This is a genomic window from Oceanobacter sp. 5_MG-2023, from assembly GCF_030548165.1.
GTDB lineage: Bacteria > Pseudomonadota > Gammaproteobacteria > Pseudomonadales > Oceanobacteraceae > Oceanobacter.
On sequence record NZ_JAUORS010000028.1, the window covers coordinates 13013 to 30350 of the forward strand.

The following is a 17338-nucleotide window of genomic DNA, read 5'->3' on the forward strand; positions in this document are numbered from 1 at the left end:
GCGTATTAATCAGATCGCATCAATATGAGTCAGAGTGACCTGATAACTGGTGTATTTGCGCAGATTGATGACGCCACTATCCAGCATCAGATACTGCCCCTTGATACCAAGTAGCCGCCCTTGCAGCTCTGGTGTCTTGTCCAGGTTGTGGCTGGTTACCTTGGTGGGGTATTCCAGCACAGGGTAATGAAAACTGTGCGACACAGTACGACTGGCGGGTAACCATTCAATGGAATCGTCGCCCAACTGGTCGGTCAGTACGCGAATCGGGTCGTCGAGCTCGGCCAGCAAGTCATCCCGGGCGGCTCCCAGGTCGAGTAACGGGTTCTGGCCTTTCAGCATCGTCCGCCAGTTGGTTTTGTCGGCAACCCGTTGACGCAGCAGGTCTTCCAGCATTCCGGACACACGACGGCTGGCAACTCTGGCAATGGCCATGCCCTGTACGGCCCCCTGATCCAGCCAGCGGGTGGGCAGCTGACCGGCACGGGTAATACCGACCTTGATGCCGGACGAGTTGGCCAGGTAAACATAATGAGGCTGAAAACATACCTGTTCTGCCCAGTCCGGCTCGCGGCAGGTACCCAGATGAAAATGACAGGTTTCCGGGCTCATCATGCAGCGGTCGCACTGGGCCAGTTTGCTGAAACAGGGATAACAATACCCCTGGCTGAAACTTTTCCGGGTGCTGCGGCCACAGGCACAACAGTGAATGGCACCTTGCCAGCTCAATGCCACACGCTGGCCGATCAGGGCATTCATATCGATCTGGTCACGCCCCAGTGACAAGCGGTAAGCCACTTGTCCATCAGCCGCAGCCGTCGCGGCCATTTTGCTGAGCGCACCCTGGTAACGGTCGGTCATGGGCTTACTGCAGCGTCAATGGCTGAACGTCATCATCACGGCCAATGGTCTCAACGTTGCCACTGGCACAGGCGCCACCGACATAACCTACCCGTTGTTCGGCCGGTACCTGATGGGTAATTTCATAGTGCAGAATGGCTTCCATACACAGTTCGCGCTGGCCTTCCTGCAACGCGGTGCCGTTGGGCCATTTGCCCAGCGCCACGGCGTTTTTGAGGTTTTCATAGACGGCCGGGGTCAGCGACTGGATCAGATCTTGTAATGTCATCGTTTTATCTCCAAACAATTTACGTATCGGGGGCAGCTGGTCGCTTGCTCGGCCACACCGTGGCCAGCAACATGCCGGCGATCAAGCCACCCAGGTGCGCACCATGAGCAATACCGGTCAGGCCCGGTATCAGACTGTCACTCATCATGGTCAGCAGCAGCCAGCCCACCATCACAGGCAGCAGCATGGCCGGGATGGAGTACGACAGCTTGCGCTGATATTGCCGCCAGCCGACCCAACCCAGCAGTCCCAGAGTGACACCGGACAGCCCACCAAAACCGGGGCCGCCATACCACCACTGCACCAGGTTGCCCACCAATCCGGTGATCAGGGTCAACAGTAGCAACATGCGCGAGCCATCATGCTGTTCGATACTGCGCCCCAGAATCCACCACCACATGCTGTTAAACACCAAATGGACCAGCGAAAAATGCACCAGTATCGGTTTAAGCCAGGCCAGCAAGCCGATGTCCAGATAGGTGGCCAGCTGCATCCGCTGCTCCGGCCACAGGCCATCTCCGGGTTGCACCCAGGCCAACCAGTCGGTCGAAATGTGCATCCAGCCAAAAATCAGTACCAGTACCAGGCTCATTGCCAGAGTCACCGGTACTTGCGCCAGGGTCAGAATAAACGCCACCAGCGGCCGGGGCTTACCGGTCTCGACCTCTGGTTTGCCCAGCTGGCCTTCCCGCCACTGCTCGACCCAGCTCCGTACCTGGGCAATATCAGCCTCATGGGCCAGGTACAGGTGTTGCTGACCCTCCACCATGATCACCCGGTGCGCGATACGATGCGCCCATAATTGTTGTGTGAGCGGCGACAGATCAACCGCCGCATCCGCCACCAGTACCAGCAAAGCTTCCATCAGCGCTCGTTCTTGTCCACTCTGACCCAGGTGAATTTATTGGGCTGTAGTTGATGTTCAGTATCCATGCGATAGGCCACCAGGCGGCCATATTTCACGGCACTATAATCGATACACGCCAGATTGGTACTCAAGGGTGACGGAATACCTGACATCCAGTAATGACCAAAAAACAGCGGTTTTTCTTCCGTGCTGTAATACAGCAGCTGGCGTTTCTCTGCCTCACTCAACAGCGAATGCTGTAAATCCTCTGGTAAGGGATCGGGCTGAAACAGGACATCGCTGTAGCGCTGGGGGTCATGCTCCCAGAACTTGGTGCGGAAAAATTGCCGTACAAAGCCATCGGTAGCGGTCATGGAGCGGCCTTGTGGCAGCTTCAGCGAGGTGCCACGCAGCATCCGGTCAAGGAACTTGTGCAGGAAGCTGGCAGGATCAACCGATTCCAGCAGCAGCTGGCGATCCAGCTGATTACCACCGTAGCGGGCGATATATTCGGCGATCATATCGCTGTCCCAGCAAGCGTGTACAACCCGAAAATGGTCGTATTCGGCAAACAGTGGCCGCTCCAGAAACCAGTCGAGCATATCGTTCAGCTCTTGCGGATGGTGGGCAAATTGCTCCATCGTCGCTTCAACAATATGGCTGTTGCGGCGTGTGTGTTCACGTAAAAACGGTTGCCGCATACCGGCGGGGGCCTTGGTACAGTAGGTAATCAGGTTGTACTCGTGATTCCCCATCAGCATTTCTGCTTCACCGGCCTCGACCATATTCCGCACGACTTCACAGGCCAGTCGAATATGAGGACCACGATCCACAACATCACCCACAAACACGGCCTTGCGCGTATTATGACGATAAACGCCATGCTGCTTGCGATAACCCATTTGCTCCAGCAAGGTAACAAGGGTATCGCCACAGCCATGTATATCCCCGATCAGATCATATCCCTGGTGCATATTCAGTCTCCAAGGTTACTGCTCCAGCCCAATTTGGTGCGGCATATCTCGTAGAAGTTATGCCCTTTGGGGTGAATCAATTTAAACTTGTGCGCTTTTTTCCGGATGGTAATCACATCACCGGGCGCACATGGAAGATGGGTTTGACCATCACAGCTGAGCGTTGGATAAATATCCAGATCGCCATCAATATGGATTTTGATTTCGCTTTTGCCATCCACCACTATAGGCCGACTCGACAAGGTATGTGGAAACATCGGTACCAGTACCAGAGCATCCAGTTTGGGATGCATGATCGGCCCGCCACCGGATAACGAATACGCCGTCGAACCGGTCGGAGTGGACACAATCAAGCCGTCTGACCGCAGGTTATAAACGTACTGTCCTTCGATATACAGGTCGAAAGCAATCATGCGAGCCGACTTGCCCGGGTGTAACACCACATCATTCAGGGCCGCAGCCCCACCGATCGGATTACCATCCCGTTTGACTTCTGCATCCAGCAAAAATCGCAGTTCACTGGTGTATTCGCCATGCAAAACCGCAAGCACTTCGTCACACATGGTGTCGCCAGGGCTGATGTCGGTCAGAAAACCAAGACGGCCACGGTTAATACCCAGTACCGGAATATGGTACTTGGCCAAAGCACGAGCCGCCCCAAGCAAGCTGCCATCACCTCCGACCACAATCACCAGGTCGCAGATTTCACCCAGCAAATTGACCTTGCTGACCTGCATATTATGGCCCGGAATCACCTCAGCAATGCGATCGTCGAGAATGACGTAATATCCCTCATCGGTCAGAAAGCGGGATAATCGCTTGACGGTTTCAATGACCTTGTTACTGTTCAAGCGGCCGATAAGGCCTATATTACGAAACTCTTCCATCACCTTAACCCAAGTCGTTGTTATCGATGCAGCCTGTAACCGGCGCTGCGATGCCACCCAATCCTGCCAAATGGATACTGCCAGTGTCGGGAGAGTGAAGTGCGCGATTTATATCACAGCAACTACCAAAAGGCTTGTTGACCTGACGCATGCAAATCTCCGAAGACGCCTTTTTCCAACTGCCAGACAAACACATCCGTGATTTGATCTGGGCGCTGACATCGCCCTCATTACTGGCCTGCCCCTGGTCACCATCCCAGCCACCATGGCTGGAATCCCTCTGTCAGCAGGCCGGTTGCCCGACCCAGTGGCACCACACCAGACGCAGTGAACAGAGCCGCCTCGGGCTGGTGTTTGAGTCGCTCTGGCACGAATGGCTACAGCACAGCGGCTGGCGCTGGGATGCCAATATCCAGATCGCCGGACGCGATCGTACCCTCGGTGAACTTGATCTGCTGATCGATAACGGTCAGCAACAATGGCACCTTGAACTGGCCCTAAAGTTTTATCTTGGCATTGGCAATGACTGGATCGGTGCCAATCGCCGGGATCAACTGGCGAACAAATTGCGCCACACCTATGAACAGCAACTCCCTCTGGCCCGCCATCCACAGGCACAGACACTGCTGGCGACACGGGGCTGGTCTCCGCGCCGGTCGGAAGCCGTCTTCCGTGGTTGCCTGTTTTACCCGGCCAATCCTGCCATCACGGCCCAGCGACCGGCGGAAGTGAATCCTCACCACTGGCAAGGTCGCTGGTGTCATGCCAGTGAGTTGCAAGAACATATCCGCACTGGCCATTGGGTCATTCTGGCCCGCGATGAATGGCTCAGCCCGGTCTTGTCTCCAGTGGCCGCCAGCGCAGCCGATATCGTGCAATTGCTGCAGTGCCATTTTCGCTATCTGGATATCCCGCTCTGCCTGGCCCGGGTCAGGCCACTGCAGCCATACTGGGCAGAGCAGCAACGCTGGATGATTGTTGCAGATCATTGGCCCAACGGACGGACCTGATCGACCTGGCCCTCAGCAGACACATCGACATCCAGGCCGATCCCCCGTCGGCCCTGCAACCCGCCGCCATGAATCAGCAGAACAGATTGCCCCTGCCACAACGCAGCATGCTGTAACCAGGTGTCGACCAGGGGCGCACCGTACACCGGATCGAGCGGTAACCCCTGACGGTCAAAGGCGGTGATTTGCCCTCGCAACGCATCGGATTGCGCCCCGAAGCGGCGCATGCTGCTGGCAACAATCTGCCATGACCGACCGGCAAACAACCGCTGCCAGCGTTGCGCCAGAGCGCCATGATCGGCAACGGTATTCACCGCCACCAGATGTACATCAGCGGGCAGCCTTGGCAACAAGCGCTCGGCTGTTGTCCCGCTGCCGGCTGCCAGCCACACCTGATCATATCCGGCACAGACAGCCGCCAAGGCCGCAAATGCCTGCGCCCCGGGATCTTGCTGGTCATCGCTATCAAGCCCTGACAACAGCGCCATCTCTGTCGATGCCGCCCAGGCCCCACCCTCGCCGATAAAATAGCTGTCAGTCGCCGCCGACCAGTGGCGCTGCCAGTCCGGGTCATAGCGCTGGCGATAATCAACTCTGGACTGGAATACCAGCTGCATGCCCCAATCGACACAATCCTGCAAGGTTGCCGTCAACGGCACATCGTCATAACCCCGTACCAGGCCGGTTGTACGAACCCCAGCCCACTGCCCCAGAAATGCCACCGCATGCAAATGATTTGACCAGACACCTCCCGGCGTTACCCAACCGGAACGGCCACTGCCCTGCCAGGGCTGCCAGTGACACAACAGTTTGAACAGCTTGTTACCCGACAGCACCGGATGGATACGATCCAGCCGCAACACAGACACACCGGATGTATCGATATCAGCCTGAAGCGGAAAACGTTCCACCTCCAGATCATGGCACAAAGACAGCAACTTCTGGGCAGCCCCACAACCCGTCAAAGAAGAAAACACAGCAGTCATTCCTTATCGGCTGTTACCCCAAAAGGTCAATCAACCCGTATTGAACGCCACAGCACAGTGAATAATTTGTCGCCGCCATCATACTCTTATTAAAGAAGGCTCTGGCCAGAGTCGGATAGCTTAATTGGCAAGCTGGTCAGCAGCCCCTGAAATCCGTATTTGGCCAGCACTCACTAACCGGCAACAAGTCAGGCAGCATAAGCCTGACAGCACAGCCGCAGCATCAACCCAGAACAACAAATCCCCCTACTGGGGATACCCCGAATCATTCATAAAAGTTACTTAAAAATACTTGGCCAAAATTGATATTTTGCGTAAAAAACGACCTCGTTTTTTACTGTTCATGGCAGAGAATGTGCAGAAGTTCCTTGCTTCAGGCTTGACCAAACCCAGGGGTCTACCTATAAAGTGTCGCCACAACTGGGCTGAGTTAACACGTATTTAAGGGTAAAACGGAGAATATGGGCAGATCGCTGGTAATTGTGGAATCGCCTGCCAAGGCGAAAACCATCAATAAGTACTTGGGTAAGGACTTTATCGTCAAGTCCAGCGTCGGCCACGTGCGCGATTTGCCTACATCCGGTTCCGCGTCAACAAGCGATCCGAAGGAGCGTGCCAAACAGGCCGCCCTGACGCGCAAAATGTCGCCGGAGAAAAAAGCGATCTACAAGGCTCGCAAAGCCAAGGAACAGCTGATCAACCGCATGGGCATCGACCCGGAAAACGGTTGGGAAGCCCACTACCAGATTTTGCCAGGCAAGGAAAAGGTCGTCGACGAACTCAAACGCCTGGCCAAGGATGCCGACCAGATTTATCTGGCGACGGATTTGGACCGCGAGGGAGAAGCCATCGCCTGGCACCTTCGTGAGATTATTGGCGGCCAAGACGAGCAATATCGTCGAGTGGTATTTAACGAGATCACCAAAAAAGCCATTCAAAAAGCCTTTGAACAGCCCTCCGACCTGAATATGAACCGCGTCAATGCCCAACAGGCACGGCGCTTCCTCGATCGCGTGGTGGGCTTTATGCTGTCGCCACTGCTGTGGAGCAAAATTGCCCGCGGCCTGTCAGCCGGACGTGTGCAATCGGTAGCCGTGCGCCTGATTGTCGAGCGCGAGCGGGAAATCCGCGCCTTTATTCCAGAAGAATTCTGGGAAGCCTTTGCCAACCTCAGTACCGACAGCGGTGAAGTGTTACGGGCGCAGCTGATTCGCTATCAAGGCAAGGAATTCCGCCCCACTAATGCCGCCGATACCCATGCCCTGATCGACCAGCTGAGCAAATTGCCCTTTGCCGTCAGCAAGCGTGAAGACAAGCCCACCAGCTCCAGGCCGGCAGCGCCATTTATTACCTCCACCCTGCAACAAGCGGCCAGCACCCGCATGGGCTTCAGCGTCAAGAAAACCATGACCCTGGCCCAACGGCTGTACGAAGCCGGTTACATCACCTATATGCGTACCGACTCCACCAACCTGAGTCAGGATGCTGTCGCCAGTGTGCGTGACTACATCCAGGACAAGTTAGGGGAGCAATACCTGCCCGACCAACCACGCATTTACAGTAGCAAGGCAGGTGCACAAGAGGCGCACGAAGCCATCCGGGTTTCCGATGTCACCCTGCGGGCCGCCGACCTCAGCAGCATGGAACCGGATGCCCAGCGCCTTTACGATCTGATCTGGCGTCGTTTTGTTGCCTGTCAAACCGCCGATGCCAAATTCACCAGCTCCAGTATTACCACCAGTGCTGGCGATTTCGATTTAAAAACCCGTGGCCGGGTTATCCGCTTTGATGGTCATTTGCGCGTACTGACCTCCGGTGGTGGCAAGGACGATGACGTCTTGCTGCCCGATGTGGCCGAAGGTGATCACCTCAATCTGATTGAGCTGGAACCCAAGCAGCATTTCACCAAACCATCGCCGCGCTTCTCTGAAGCCGCCCTGGTAAAAGAGCTCGAAAAACGTGGTATTGGTCGCCCATCCACCTACGCCTCGATTATTTCCACCATTCAGGAACGTGGTTACGTCAGCCTCAAGGGCCGTCGTTTTTACGCTGAAAAAATGGGCGATATCGTCACCAGTCGTCTGGTCGAAAACTTCGATGACCTGATGGATTTTGGCTTTACCGCCAGCATGGAAGAAAAGCTCGACCATATTGCCGATGGCGACAGCAACTGGACCGAAGTACTGGATAATTTTTACGGCGGCTTCCAGAAAAAACTGGACAGTGCCGGTGAAGACGGTGGCATGCGTCCGAATACCCCGGTCGATACCGATATTCCCTGCCCGACCTGTGGTCGCCATATGCAGATCCGCACCGGCTCCACGGGTGTCTTCCTCGGCTGCTCCGGCTACTCACTGCCGCCCAAGGAACGCTGCACCCAGACGCTGAACCTGATCCCCGGCGAAGAAGCCATCTCCGCCGATGAAGACGAAGAAGCAGAAAGCCGTCGCCTGATGGAAAAACGTCGCTGCCCGATCTGCGACAACGCCATGGACAGCTACCTGCTTGATGAACAGCGCAAGGTACATATTTGCGGCAACAACCCGGATTGCGTCGGCGTTGAAGTCGAAACGGGCCAGTTCAAGATCAAGGGATACGACGGCCCGACACTGGAATGCGACAAATGCGGCAGTGAAATGCAGCTCAAATCTGGCCGCTTTGGCAAATACTTTGGCTGCACCAACAGCGAATGTAAAAACACCCGCAAGTTGCTCAAAAGCGGGGAAGCTGCGCCACCGAAAATGGACCCGGTCCCCATGCCGGAACTGAAGTGCCTGAAAGTCGACGATACCTATGTATTGCGAGACGGCGCATCGGGCCTGTTCCTGGCCGCCAGCCAGTTCCCGAAAAACCGCGAAACCCGTCCGCCACAAGTACAAGAGTTATTAGCTCATCAGGCGGAACTGCCACAAAAGTACCACTTCCTGCTGGATGCTCCGCGAACCGACAAGGACAACAACCCTTCCGTCATTCGCTACAGTCGCAAAAGCAAGGAACAGTACGTGATGTCGGAAGTTGAAGGTAAGGCTACCGGCTGGTCAGCCTGGTATAAAGACGGACAATGGGTTGAAGAAACCAAGAAAAAAGCCTCACCCAAAAAGACGACAAAAGCCGCTGACAAGTAGCGATAAATCGCCCTTTAGACTGAACCGGCGGCTCTTCGGATAAGAGTTTCGCCGGATTCAAAACCGGATAGTTGATTGCTAGTTTGACATCTCACCCCATCAAGGAGATGTCGACATGATGTCATTTAAAACCGATCCGACGACTTCATCATTCCAGCGAACCCTGCAAACCCTGCTCATGGCCCTGTTGTTGGCCACCTCCACCGCCGCCTACAGTGACGCCAGTAGCAACCCCTTCTCCACGACCTTCAGCATCGGCCTTACCGACCTCAGTGGCGCACAACCACCACAACCGCAGAAACAAGGGGCTGCCCTGCTCGCAGTCAACGATAGCTCTGGAAACACGCCCAGTGCCGTTGAAGCCACGACGACCACAGCCATGGCCAGTAAAATCAATATCAACACCGCCAGCGTCGATGCGCTGACGCACCTTCAAGGTATAGGCGCCGTCAAGGCCGAAGCCATCGTGCGTTACCGCCAGGAAAATGGCCCGTTCAACAGCATCGAAGACCTCGCTCAGGTACGAGGCATTGGCAGTGCCACCATTGAAAAGAACCGCTGGCTGGTAACGACCCAGTGATGGCTAAACCGTCCACTGACAACGGGGATCAAGCTGTACCCCGTGTTGACTCCAGGTAGCCAATCCGGCTATGCCCCAGCAACCAATAGCTGAACAACCGATAGATGAAGTAACAAATAAATCCGGCAAAAATCGTATCGCTGAGAAAATGCCCGCCCTGGGTAATCCTCACCACACTGACACTGACTCCCACCGCGACCCCAAGATACAGCCAGACTTTACGTCGGCTCCACCAGGCAAACACCATCAGCCAGAACCCCATCGCCGAGTGACCACTAACAAACGACCGGCATTTGCCATGGCACTGATCCGCAATCACAAAGGCTGGACTGAAACCACTTTTGCCGCCAAATTCCACTACCTGCTTTGGCCGTGGCCGCTCAAAACCTTCTTTAAATACATTGTGTACCAGAATACCGGGGCCAATCAGCAAGGTCAGCAACAGGAACAACCAGACCTTCCTCTGGCTACGGGGCAAGCCACGAGACCAGAAGGTCAACCCCAACCCAATCATCAACAAAGGCACCAGGGCATAGGGCAAATAACGGAACAAGCCATACAAGGCCAGATTCACCGGATTGTCCCGATATGGCCAGCTGGCCGAGGCGTCATCGTAAAACCAATGGCTGACCACAAGATCCAGCTCTGGCCAAAGCAAAAAAACCAGCACCAGCAGCACAAAAAGCAACCAGTCAGCATGCTGTTTCAGAAAAAACACGTGTTACCCCTCAACCAATAAATGCGGCGCAAAGCATAGCGGCAAGCACACAGGAAAAGCCATCAAATCCCGTTGCCAGGTATTATTCCAACCTTGATTGATTGCTACCCTGGTGTGGCGCTGTCACCAGCGTCAAAGTGGGTAAACGAAGAATGTACCAACTCACTCCCAGGCCGGTCAGCGACAGCGTGATTTGTACCCAAACAGAGGGCACCAGAACCAGTGCCGTCAACAACAGCGATGCCCACATCAGCAACAGGGTATAAATCTTGGCTTTTTTGGGCATTCCCTTGCCGTCGAGGTAATACAGTACATAACTGCCCAGCTTCGGATGCCCGACCAGCCAATGATAAAAACCCGGCGAACTGCGCACAAAACAGGCGGCAGCCAGTAACAAGAAAGGTGTGGTCGGCAACACCGGCAGAAAGATCCCGACAGTTCCCAACGCCACAGCCAGCCACCCCACCGCCAGCAAGCACCAACGTAATACCGGATTGGCAACCTGGCGACGACCCGGCTCTGGCGATTCAGGAACAGGCATAAGTTCAACCTCGTAATACAAAACAGTCGAAGATATTGTTGTGGTAATCATGATGTGGCGGAATCCATACCACCGCAATACAACAGTACAAGCCTGATTGACCTAGGCGGCTGACATCAGATTAAACAACCAGTCCAGCACCAGCGATAACGGCCATAGAGTCGGGCACAATCTTGCTGGAAGCCGGGCCGTCGTCTCTCAGGTCACAGTGAACTGCTTCACGACTGAAAGACAAAGGCGCCGGTGTGGCCAGGGGTTGATAACAGGTATTACGGACGGTTTATTGCGGCGGCGAAATCGGTGCAACGTAAGGGCATTCAGGTAATTTGGTACAAATCCAGAAGTACTGGCCAGCAAATTCACCCGTTGTCGCCAATGATAGTTTCAGGGGTGACTGACAACGAGGACAGACATTTTTATGTGCTGTCTCTGTCTCTGCCGCCGGAGCCGACGACGTGTCATTCCCGGAAGCAGCAACAGGAGACACAGGAGTCTCAGCAACAGCTTCTGTTGCAGCAGTAACCGCCGCTGTCTCTTGCTCATCATCGCCGCTGTCCACACTGGAATCAGGGGCGCTGTCCGGCTCCTCAGACACGCCGTTATCCGCCAGTGTCACGGTGATTTCTTCCTCCTCCTGGTAGATATCAGGCGTATCATCAACCGCTTCATGTTCAATCGTTCCTTCATAACCACCGCTATCCCTGGGCAGCAAATAATTCACCTGTTCCCGTATCTCCCTGATGGTATAACCACGCTTCATATCCACCAGCAAGACCGGCAAATTAGCCGATTCTGCCGACTTGCGTAATATCTCGCGCTGAATCTTGCGCAGCCCTTCACGCTCGCCCATACCATCCAGTTCGATAACACCAATCACTGAAAAATCGCGGGCATCACACAAGACAAAATCGAAGCGCTGGGTCGCTAGCTGGTCGGCAGCAAAATAAGAATCTTCAAGGCTCAGGTCGGATCTGGGATTCAGAATATCGGATGCTCGAACCTTACAAAAAATCTCGGTGTTATCCGAAATCGATGTTTTGAGATCACCATAAAACAGACGTTCCAGCGGCGTCAGCAGCGGACCACCAGCCATATAAGGGTAGTTATCATCATTACGACGGGCTGGTGTTGCCAGCTTGATTTCTTCCAGTGGTCGCCGCAGCGTATCCTCCGGAATAGTGGCTCGCTCCACGGGAGCAACAGGGGCCGCGGGACGTTTCTCTTCAGTGCTGCGGGGGTCTGGCTGTTTGGCAGGAGCAGGACTCTCCGCTTTTGGCTCAACCTCGGCAGGCTCGTTATTCACCGGGGCCGGGCCGGCTTTCGATAACAGCTCTTCGATCGTTGGCGGTACATCAAGCTCGATCTCTTCATCCAGAATTTCATCCTCATCCTTATCCACAGGCGCGGCAGTATCGTTGGACGTGGTTACCGGACCCACAGGAGGTGGAGAGATAAGATCCATAACCGATCCGATTGAAGCTGGCTCGGTTGCCTCAGGTTCTGCAGCTGGACTGGGCTTGGCTTGGGAAGCCTTGGCGCGTTTGCTGGATGCCAGTGCCTGAACCGATACCAGCACCACTGCCACAATCAAGGCAATGAGTACCAAAGCGATCAATAACACCAATATCTCGAGTACATCCATAATCCTGAAACCTCATGACTGACAGCGGAAATGATAGTGATTGTCCAAAGAACAAGAGACCAGAATCACTGCAATCTTGCCAAACCAGGCATACCCGATAACAGTGACCGTCAATGAACAGACAGATAGCTAATTATCATAGCAGAAAGCACAATTTGTTCCTCTCTATGGCACGATTGCGCGACATTGCCAAAGAGATTGCCAAAAGAGTCGCTTTCTTTACGCTGTAAAATTCCCGCCAGAGCAGTGCATGAGGCGGCCGGATCAGCCCGTGCCGCGATTCAGCTGTGGTTCATCATGGGCATCAAAAGGCGCGGCATAACGACATTCCGGAAAGGTGCTACAGATCCACAACAACTGACCCACCAATTTGCCGGATTTTGGCGTGTGTTGCACCAGGGGCGCATGGCAACGGGGGCAATGTGGTTCGGTAACAGCATGCAGAGGTTTGGCAGCTGGCCGTGGTATGTGCTGATGATGAGAAGTGTCTGCCTCAACAACAGCTTCTGGTGTTGCAGCGGGTTCTGGCACCACAGGCGCCGGAGATGGTGCTGCCGCTACAGCCTCTGCTGCCGGTGTTACAACTGCCGGTTCCGGGGCTGCTGGTGCAGATTCTGCCGCTGCCGCTGCGGGTGTATCCTCGATACCGGAAGCCAACACACTGTCAGAGCTTTCTTCACTGCCCCATGAGGCAATATCGCTGTCAAAGTCCGAGCCGGTTTCTTCTGGTACCGGATCAGAGATCAGGGAAGACAAAGAGAAAGGATCTTCTTCTTCATGTTGCGGAGCCGCAGCTTCTGGCATCAAATTGGTTTCAGGCAAGACCGGAGACAGCGGCGCCTGCTCGCTCTTCTGAGGCTCGGTTACCGTATGGTCATGATCGGTATTACCAACCAACGCCGGATCGGCAGCCTCGGCCGTCTCAGGAACCACTTCCGTCTGTTCAGGAAGCGGGCTTTCCAGCGCTCTCAGCTCCTCAACCGACAAGGATTGCTGAACGTCCACCAAGCGCATGTTGACAGCAGCAGACTGGCAAGCAGAGACCAGCAGCTCGTTATTTTGCCGCCGCTCTTTATCTGATTCACCATGATCCAGCCGAATGACACAACGTACAGACAAATTGTCTGGGTCACACAAGACAAAATCGAACTCATTGGGTGCAATACGTTCGAGCAGAGCCTGGCTTACGTCCTGCTTCAGTCCTTCTTCTGGCTGAATAATATCCGCGGCCCGGACTTTACATAAAATCAGTGCCGTATTGTCGTATGCAGACTGTAAAGCCCGATAAAAATCCAGCTCTACAGATGACAGAACCGGCCCTGCGGCTGCATAAGAAAAATGACTGGCTGACCCTTTTCTGGAAGAAATCATCCAGACAATCACGCCCACAGCAAGCAGAATGCCGCCTCCAAGACCAACAATCAGGTAATCCATGTGTATCTCCATATAACACCCGGTACATTAGCAACGGACTCTACAAAAAATTACCGTCAATAAATACCCGGAGCGTGACGTTCCCATGACCAAACAGCCCAAACGCCAAAACAATAATACCAATGTGCTCTGGTCTCCATGCCATCACCACCGCGTAGCACAAAGACCCTCAAAAAGCACCAAACCAGCGCATATAATACACATGGGGAACTATTACGGTTATCCCAATCCTGCAAAAAACAGTAAAAACCTGGCTGAAATCAACGCCTTTGAAGACAGTAACCGGAGGCTCTTTATCATATCGCCGTCGGCAGTCAAACCCGCCTATATCAAGAGTGATCAGTTATTAACCCGGAAGTGAGCCAGCCCTTCAGCCACAATAGTGGACATACGATACTGGCACGATCCGGTATCTATAAACTGATAGGTACAATCGTCTGGAAAAAGGTTGCTTTTTTCACACTGGTGAGACAGCCGCCAGTAACGACAATATATGCCGTACCACGGAAATATGGCTTATCAAAATGGCCAATCGGGAGTTTGATATAACGCCGCGAGCACGACGTTATTGCGATCATGACCCGACACCTGACGTATCAGGTATCAGGTATCAGGTATCAGGTATCAGGTATCATATTTTCTGGAACCTTAATCTTCGGAGATACTGATTTCCGGCATCGCTTCCGCTGCTTCACCACCACGAGCCAGTGCTACCGCCAGACGACGGGCAGCATGACGATACATCATCGCCACTTCCGAACTCTCATCAGCGGCCACCACCGGCACACCAGCATCCGATTGTTCCCGGATATAGGTCGCCAGCGGCAAGGAACCCAGCACCTTGGTGTGGTAGGTCGTCGCCAGACGTTCGGCGCCATCCTGGCCAAAGATATGTTCTGCATGACCACAGTTGGAGCAAATGTGCATGCTCATGTTTTCGATCATGCCCAGCACCGGAATCCCCACCTTACGGAACATTTCCACGCCTTTTTTGGCATCGGCCAGGGCAATGTCTTGTGGAGTCGTAACAATTACCGAACCCGACACCGGGTATTTCTGGCTCAGGGTAAGCTGGATATCACCGGTTCCCGGTGGCATATCGATCAGTAAATAATCCAGTTCGCCCCATTGGGTCTGGGTCAGAATCTGGGTCAATGCCCCCGCTACCATAGGGCCACGCCACACCATCGGTGTTTGCTCTGTCACCAGATAGGCCATCGACATGGTTTTGATACCATGGGCTTCTACTGGCACAAACCACTTGTTATCAATGGTGTCCGGTCGTGTGCCATCGGCAACACCAAGCATGATGCCCTGGCTCGGGCCATAAATATCCGCATCCAGCAGACCAACTTTGGCACCGTCCTGAGCCAGGGCAATCGCCAGATTGACTGCCGTCGTGGATTTTCCCACACCGCCTTTGCCGGATGAAATCGCGACGATGTTTTTTACCGCAGCCAGGGATTCACCACCATCATGGCTCTTGTGAGCTTCCACATGCCAGCCCAATGTGACATTGGCGTCATCACAACCATCGAGGTTTTCCAGTGCGGTCGTTAACAGTTGCGTCACACCGCCGCTGAGAAATTCCGACGGATAATCCAGTTCCAGCACCACCGCAACGTTGCCGCCGTTAATCTGGACAGACTGCAAGGCACCGGCAGATACCAGATCCATTTCCAAATATGGGTCGATGTAGCTCGCCAGGGCTTGTTCTACCTGGGCTTGGGTCAGTTGGGACACAACAAACTCCTGAATCGGTCAAACGGTTTACACCGCAAAAAATAAAGAAATGCGTTCTGGTGCTCTAAATGGCGACAATCACACCGAGAAACAAGGTCGTGATTATAAACCCGTACATATAACCGGTGCCGCTGCCAGCAGTGCCTGAGTATAAGAGTCTTGAGGCTGGTTCATCACGCAGGCGCACTCCCCTTGCTCAACCAGGACCCCCTGACTCATCACCGCCACCCGATGAGCCAGATGTGGAATAATCGACAGGTCGTGGGTAATAAACAGATAGCTCAACCCCATTTCTTGCTGCAGCTCCTGCAGCAACGCCAATACCTGGCCGCGGATACTGACATCCAGCGCACTGGTGGGTTCATCACAGATAATCAGATCAGGCTCGACTGCAATCGCCCGGGCAATGGCGATTCGCTGACGCTGGCCCCCGGAAAATTCATGGGGATAGCGGTCGAGGTGCTCCACCGCCATACCAACCCGCAGCAACAGTGTTTGCAGCTTGGCTTCACGCTGTTGATGGTCATCGGCCAGGCCCAGACTGATCATGCCTTCGGCAAGAATCTCACGAATGGTCATACGCGGATTCATGGAAGAAAACGGGTCCTGGAAAATCACTTGAATACGTTTGCGGTAAGCACGAAATTCAGCCTGGCTCAGCTGGTCAATCCGCTGGCCGTCGAAAGTGATACACCCCGCATACAGAGGTTCCAGAGCCAGAATGGCCCGACCTACCGTCGATTTGCCGGAACCGGATTCTCCCACCAGTGCCAGGGTTTCACCTTTATGGATCTGGAATGATACGCCATCCACTGCGCGGGTATGGCCTACCACCCGCTGCAGCACACCATGGCGCTGTGGAAACCAGACCTTCAACCCCTCCACCGTCAGCAACGGCTCGGGGGTGGTCAATGGCTGTCGGAAGTCACGCCGTGGCAACGAGTGAATCAGCTGGCGACTGTATTCGTGTTGCGGCGACACGAAGAACTCATCACCAGGACGGTATTCCAGAATCTCACCATGGCGCATCACCGCCACCCGGTCGGCCATTTCCGACACCACACCCATATCGTGAGTAATCAGCAAGACCCCCAGTTTCCGGGCGCGACGGATCTGGTTCAGCAAATCCAGAATCTGCTTCTGGATGGTGACATCCAGTGCAGTGGTCGGTTCATCCGCCACCAGCAGCTCCGGCTCACAGGCCAGAGCCATGGCGATCATTACTCGCTGCTTCTGACCGCCGGACAACTGATGCGGATACCAGCTCAGACGCTGGCGAGGGTCAGGAATACCAACTTCTTCCAACAGATTGATAACCGCTGTTTTTAGCGCCGCACCGGTCAGGCCCTTGTGTAAAACCAGTACTTCACCAATCTGTTGCAACAGGGTTTGGACCGGATTCAGCGCACTTTGCGGCTCCTGAAAAATCATCGCTGCGCGATAACCCCGAACCGCATTCATCTGCCGTTCGGTCCGTTCAAACAGATTATCGCCAGCCAGTTCGATCACACCGCCGGTGATACTCAAGGTATCGGGCAACAATCGTAAAATGGCCAGTGCCGTCAGCGATTTGCCGGAGCCACTTTCCCCGACCAGCGCCAGGATTTCACCGGCGGCAATGCTAAAGGAAATCCCGTTGACCAGCGGCTGCCGCTGGGCTTGCCGGGCATTGACCAAGGCAGGTAATTCGATCGTCAGATCACGTACAGTTAACAATGACAT

General features: G+C 54.4%; 15 protein-coding genes. 3 read left to right on the plus strand and 12 right to left on the minus strand.

The window, feature by feature from the left end; all coding sequences use genetic code 11:
- Positions 1–9: 9 nt before the first annotated feature.
- The 5 genes from Q4551_RS14810 to Q4551_RS14830 are packed head-to-tail and all read right to left on the minus strand — an operon-like array spanning position 10 to position 3837.
- The gene (locus tag Q4551_RS14810) at positions 10–861 is read right to left on the minus strand and encodes a DUF2797 domain-containing protein (RefSeq protein WP_303434648.1); all 852 of its coding nucleotides are present in this window, start codon (positions 859–861) and stop codon (positions 10–12) included.
- A gap of 4 nt (positions 862–865) precedes the next feature.
- The gene (locus Q4551_RS14815; protein WP_303434649.1) at positions 866–1129 is read right to left on the minus strand and encodes a YeaC family protein; all 264 of its coding nucleotides are present in this window, start codon (positions 1127–1129) and stop codon (positions 866–868) included.
- Between the two features lie 19 nt (positions 1130–1148).
- Positions 1149–1994, minus strand: a complete 846-nt coding sequence (locus Q4551_RS14820) for a rhomboid family intramembrane serine protease (protein WP_303434650.1) — start codon at positions 1992–1994, stop codon at positions 1149–1151.
- Complete coding sequence (locus Q4551_RS14825; protein ID WP_303434651.1) at positions 1994–2950, minus strand: metallophosphoesterase; 957 nt, start codon at positions 2948–2950, stop codon at positions 1994–1996. The genes Q4551_RS14820 and Q4551_RS14825 overlap by 1 nt, the downstream gene beginning before the upstream one ends.
- A 2-nt stretch (positions 2951–2952) precedes the next feature.
- The gene (locus Q4551_RS14830) at positions 2953–3837 is read right to left on the minus strand and encodes an NAD(+) kinase (RefSeq protein WP_303434652.1); all 885 of its coding nucleotides are present in this window, start codon (positions 3835–3837) and stop codon (positions 2953–2955) included.
- 149 nt (positions 3838–3986) lie between these two features.
- Here Q4551_RS14830 and Q4551_RS14835 point away from each other — a divergent pair, with 149 nt between their 5' ends.
- Entirely contained in the window at positions 3987–4847 is an 861-nt protein-coding gene (locus tag Q4551_RS14835) for a DUF1853 family protein (RefSeq protein ID WP_303434653.1), read from the plus strand.
- Here the strand turns inward: Q4551_RS14835 and Q4551_RS14840 are convergent.
- Entirely contained in the window at positions 4823–5824 is a 1002-nt protein-coding gene (locus Q4551_RS14840) for a hypothetical protein (RefSeq protein ID WP_303434654.1), read from the minus strand. The genes Q4551_RS14835 and Q4551_RS14840 overlap by 25 nt on opposite strands.
- Positions 5825–6294: 470 nt before the next feature.
- Here Q4551_RS14840 and topA point away from each other — a divergent pair, with 470 nt between their 5' ends.
- Positions 6295–8958 (plus strand): type I DNA topoisomerase, encoded by a 2664-nt coding sequence (gene topA / locus Q4551_RS14845; RefSeq protein WP_303434655.1) that lies wholly within the window; start codon positions 6295–6297, stop codon positions 8956–8958.
- Positions 8959–9073: 115 nt separating this feature from the next.
- Positions 9074–9538, plus strand: a complete 465-nt coding sequence (locus Q4551_RS14850; protein WP_368501409.1) for a ComEA family DNA-binding protein — start codon at positions 9074–9076, stop codon at positions 9536–9538.
- 28 nt (positions 9539–9566) lie between these two features.
- On the opposite strand, the gene Q4551_RS14855 is transcribed toward Q4551_RS14850, so the two are convergent.
- The 6 genes from Q4551_RS14855 to Q4551_RS14880 all read right to left on the minus strand — a co-directional run bounded on the left by Q4551_RS14855 (position 9567) and on the right by Q4551_RS14880 (position 17338).
- On the minus strand, positions 9567–10256 hold the full coding sequence (locus Q4551_RS14855) for a phosphatase PAP2 family protein (protein ID WP_303434656.1): 690 nt from the start codon (positions 10254–10256) through the stop codon (positions 9567–9569).
- An 82-nt stretch (positions 10257–10338) separates the two neighbouring features.
- The gene (locus Q4551_RS14860; RefSeq protein ID WP_303434657.1) at positions 10339–10797 is read right to left on the minus strand and encodes a YbaN family protein; all 459 of its coding nucleotides are present in this window, start codon (positions 10795–10797) and stop codon (positions 10339–10341) included.
- A 280-nt stretch (positions 10798–11077) separates the two neighbouring features.
- Positions 11078–12439, minus strand: a complete 1362-nt coding sequence (locus tag Q4551_RS14865; RefSeq protein WP_303434658.1) for a DUF2726 domain-containing protein — start codon at positions 12437–12439, stop codon at positions 11078–11080.
- 264 nt (positions 12440–12703) lie between these two features.
- Positions 12704–13873 carry a DUF2726 domain-containing protein gene (locus tag Q4551_RS14870; RefSeq protein ID WP_303434659.1) on the minus strand — a complete coding sequence of 390 codons (1170 nt, stop codon included), beginning with the start codon at positions 13871–13873 and terminating at the stop codon, positions 12704–12706.
- A gap of 648 nt (positions 13874–14521) precedes the next feature.
- Positions 14522–15616: an iron-sulfur cluster carrier protein ApbC gene (gene apbC / locus Q4551_RS14875; protein WP_303434660.1), complete on the minus strand. Its 1095-nt coding sequence runs from the start codon at positions 15614–15616 to the stop codon at positions 14522–14524.
- A 102-nt stretch (positions 15617–15718) separates the two neighbouring features.
- Positions 15719–17338: an ABC transporter ATP-binding protein gene (locus Q4551_RS14880; RefSeq protein WP_303434661.1), complete on the minus strand. Its 1620-nt coding sequence runs from the start codon at positions 17336–17338 to the stop codon at positions 15719–15721.

Coding starts and splice junctions, on each gene's coding strand:
- Q4551_RS14810 (WP_303434648.1), bottom strand. CDS start 861: ATGACCGACCGTTACCAGGGTGCGCTCAGCAAAATGGCCGCGACGGCT.
- Q4551_RS14815 (WP_303434649.1), bottom strand. CDS start 1,129: ATGACATTACAAGATCTGATCCAGTCGCTGACCCCGGCCGTCTATGAA.
- Q4551_RS14820 (WP_303434650.1), bottom strand. CDS start 1,994: ATGGAAGCTTTGCTGGTACTGGTGGCGGATGCGGCGGTTGATCTGTCG.
- Q4551_RS14825 (WP_303434651.1), bottom strand. CDS start 2,950: ATGCACCAGGGATATGATCTGATCGGGGATATACATGGCTGTGGCGAT.
- Q4551_RS14830 (WP_303434652.1), bottom strand. CDS start 3,837: ATGGAAGAGTTTCGTAATATAGGCCTTATCGGCCGCTTGAACAGTAAC.
- Q4551_RS14835 (WP_303434653.1), top strand. CDS start 3,987: ATGCAAATCTCCGAAGACGCCTTTTTCCAACTGCCAGACAAACACATC.
- topA (WP_303434655.1), top strand. CDS start 6,295: ATGGGCAGATCGCTGGTAATTGTGGAATCGCCTGCCAAGGCGAAAACC.
- Q4551_RS14850 (WP_368501409.1), top strand. CDS start 9,074: ATGATGTCATTTAAAACCGATCCGACGACTTCATCATTCCAGCGAACC.
- Q4551_RS14860 (WP_303434657.1), bottom strand. CDS start 10,797: ATGCCTGTTCCTGAATCGCCAGAGCCGGGTCGTCGCCAGGTTGCCAAT.
- Q4551_RS14865 (WP_303434658.1), bottom strand. CDS start 12,439: ATGGATGTACTCGAGATATTGGTGTTATTGATCGCTTTGGTACTCATT.
- Q4551_RS14870 (WP_303434659.1), bottom strand. CDS start 13,873: ATGGATTACCTGATTGTTGGTCTTGGAGGCGGCATTCTGCTTGCTGTG.
- Q4551_RS14880 (WP_303434661.1), bottom strand. CDS start 17,338: ATGTCATTGTTAACTGTACGTGATCTGACGATCGAATTACCTGCCTTG.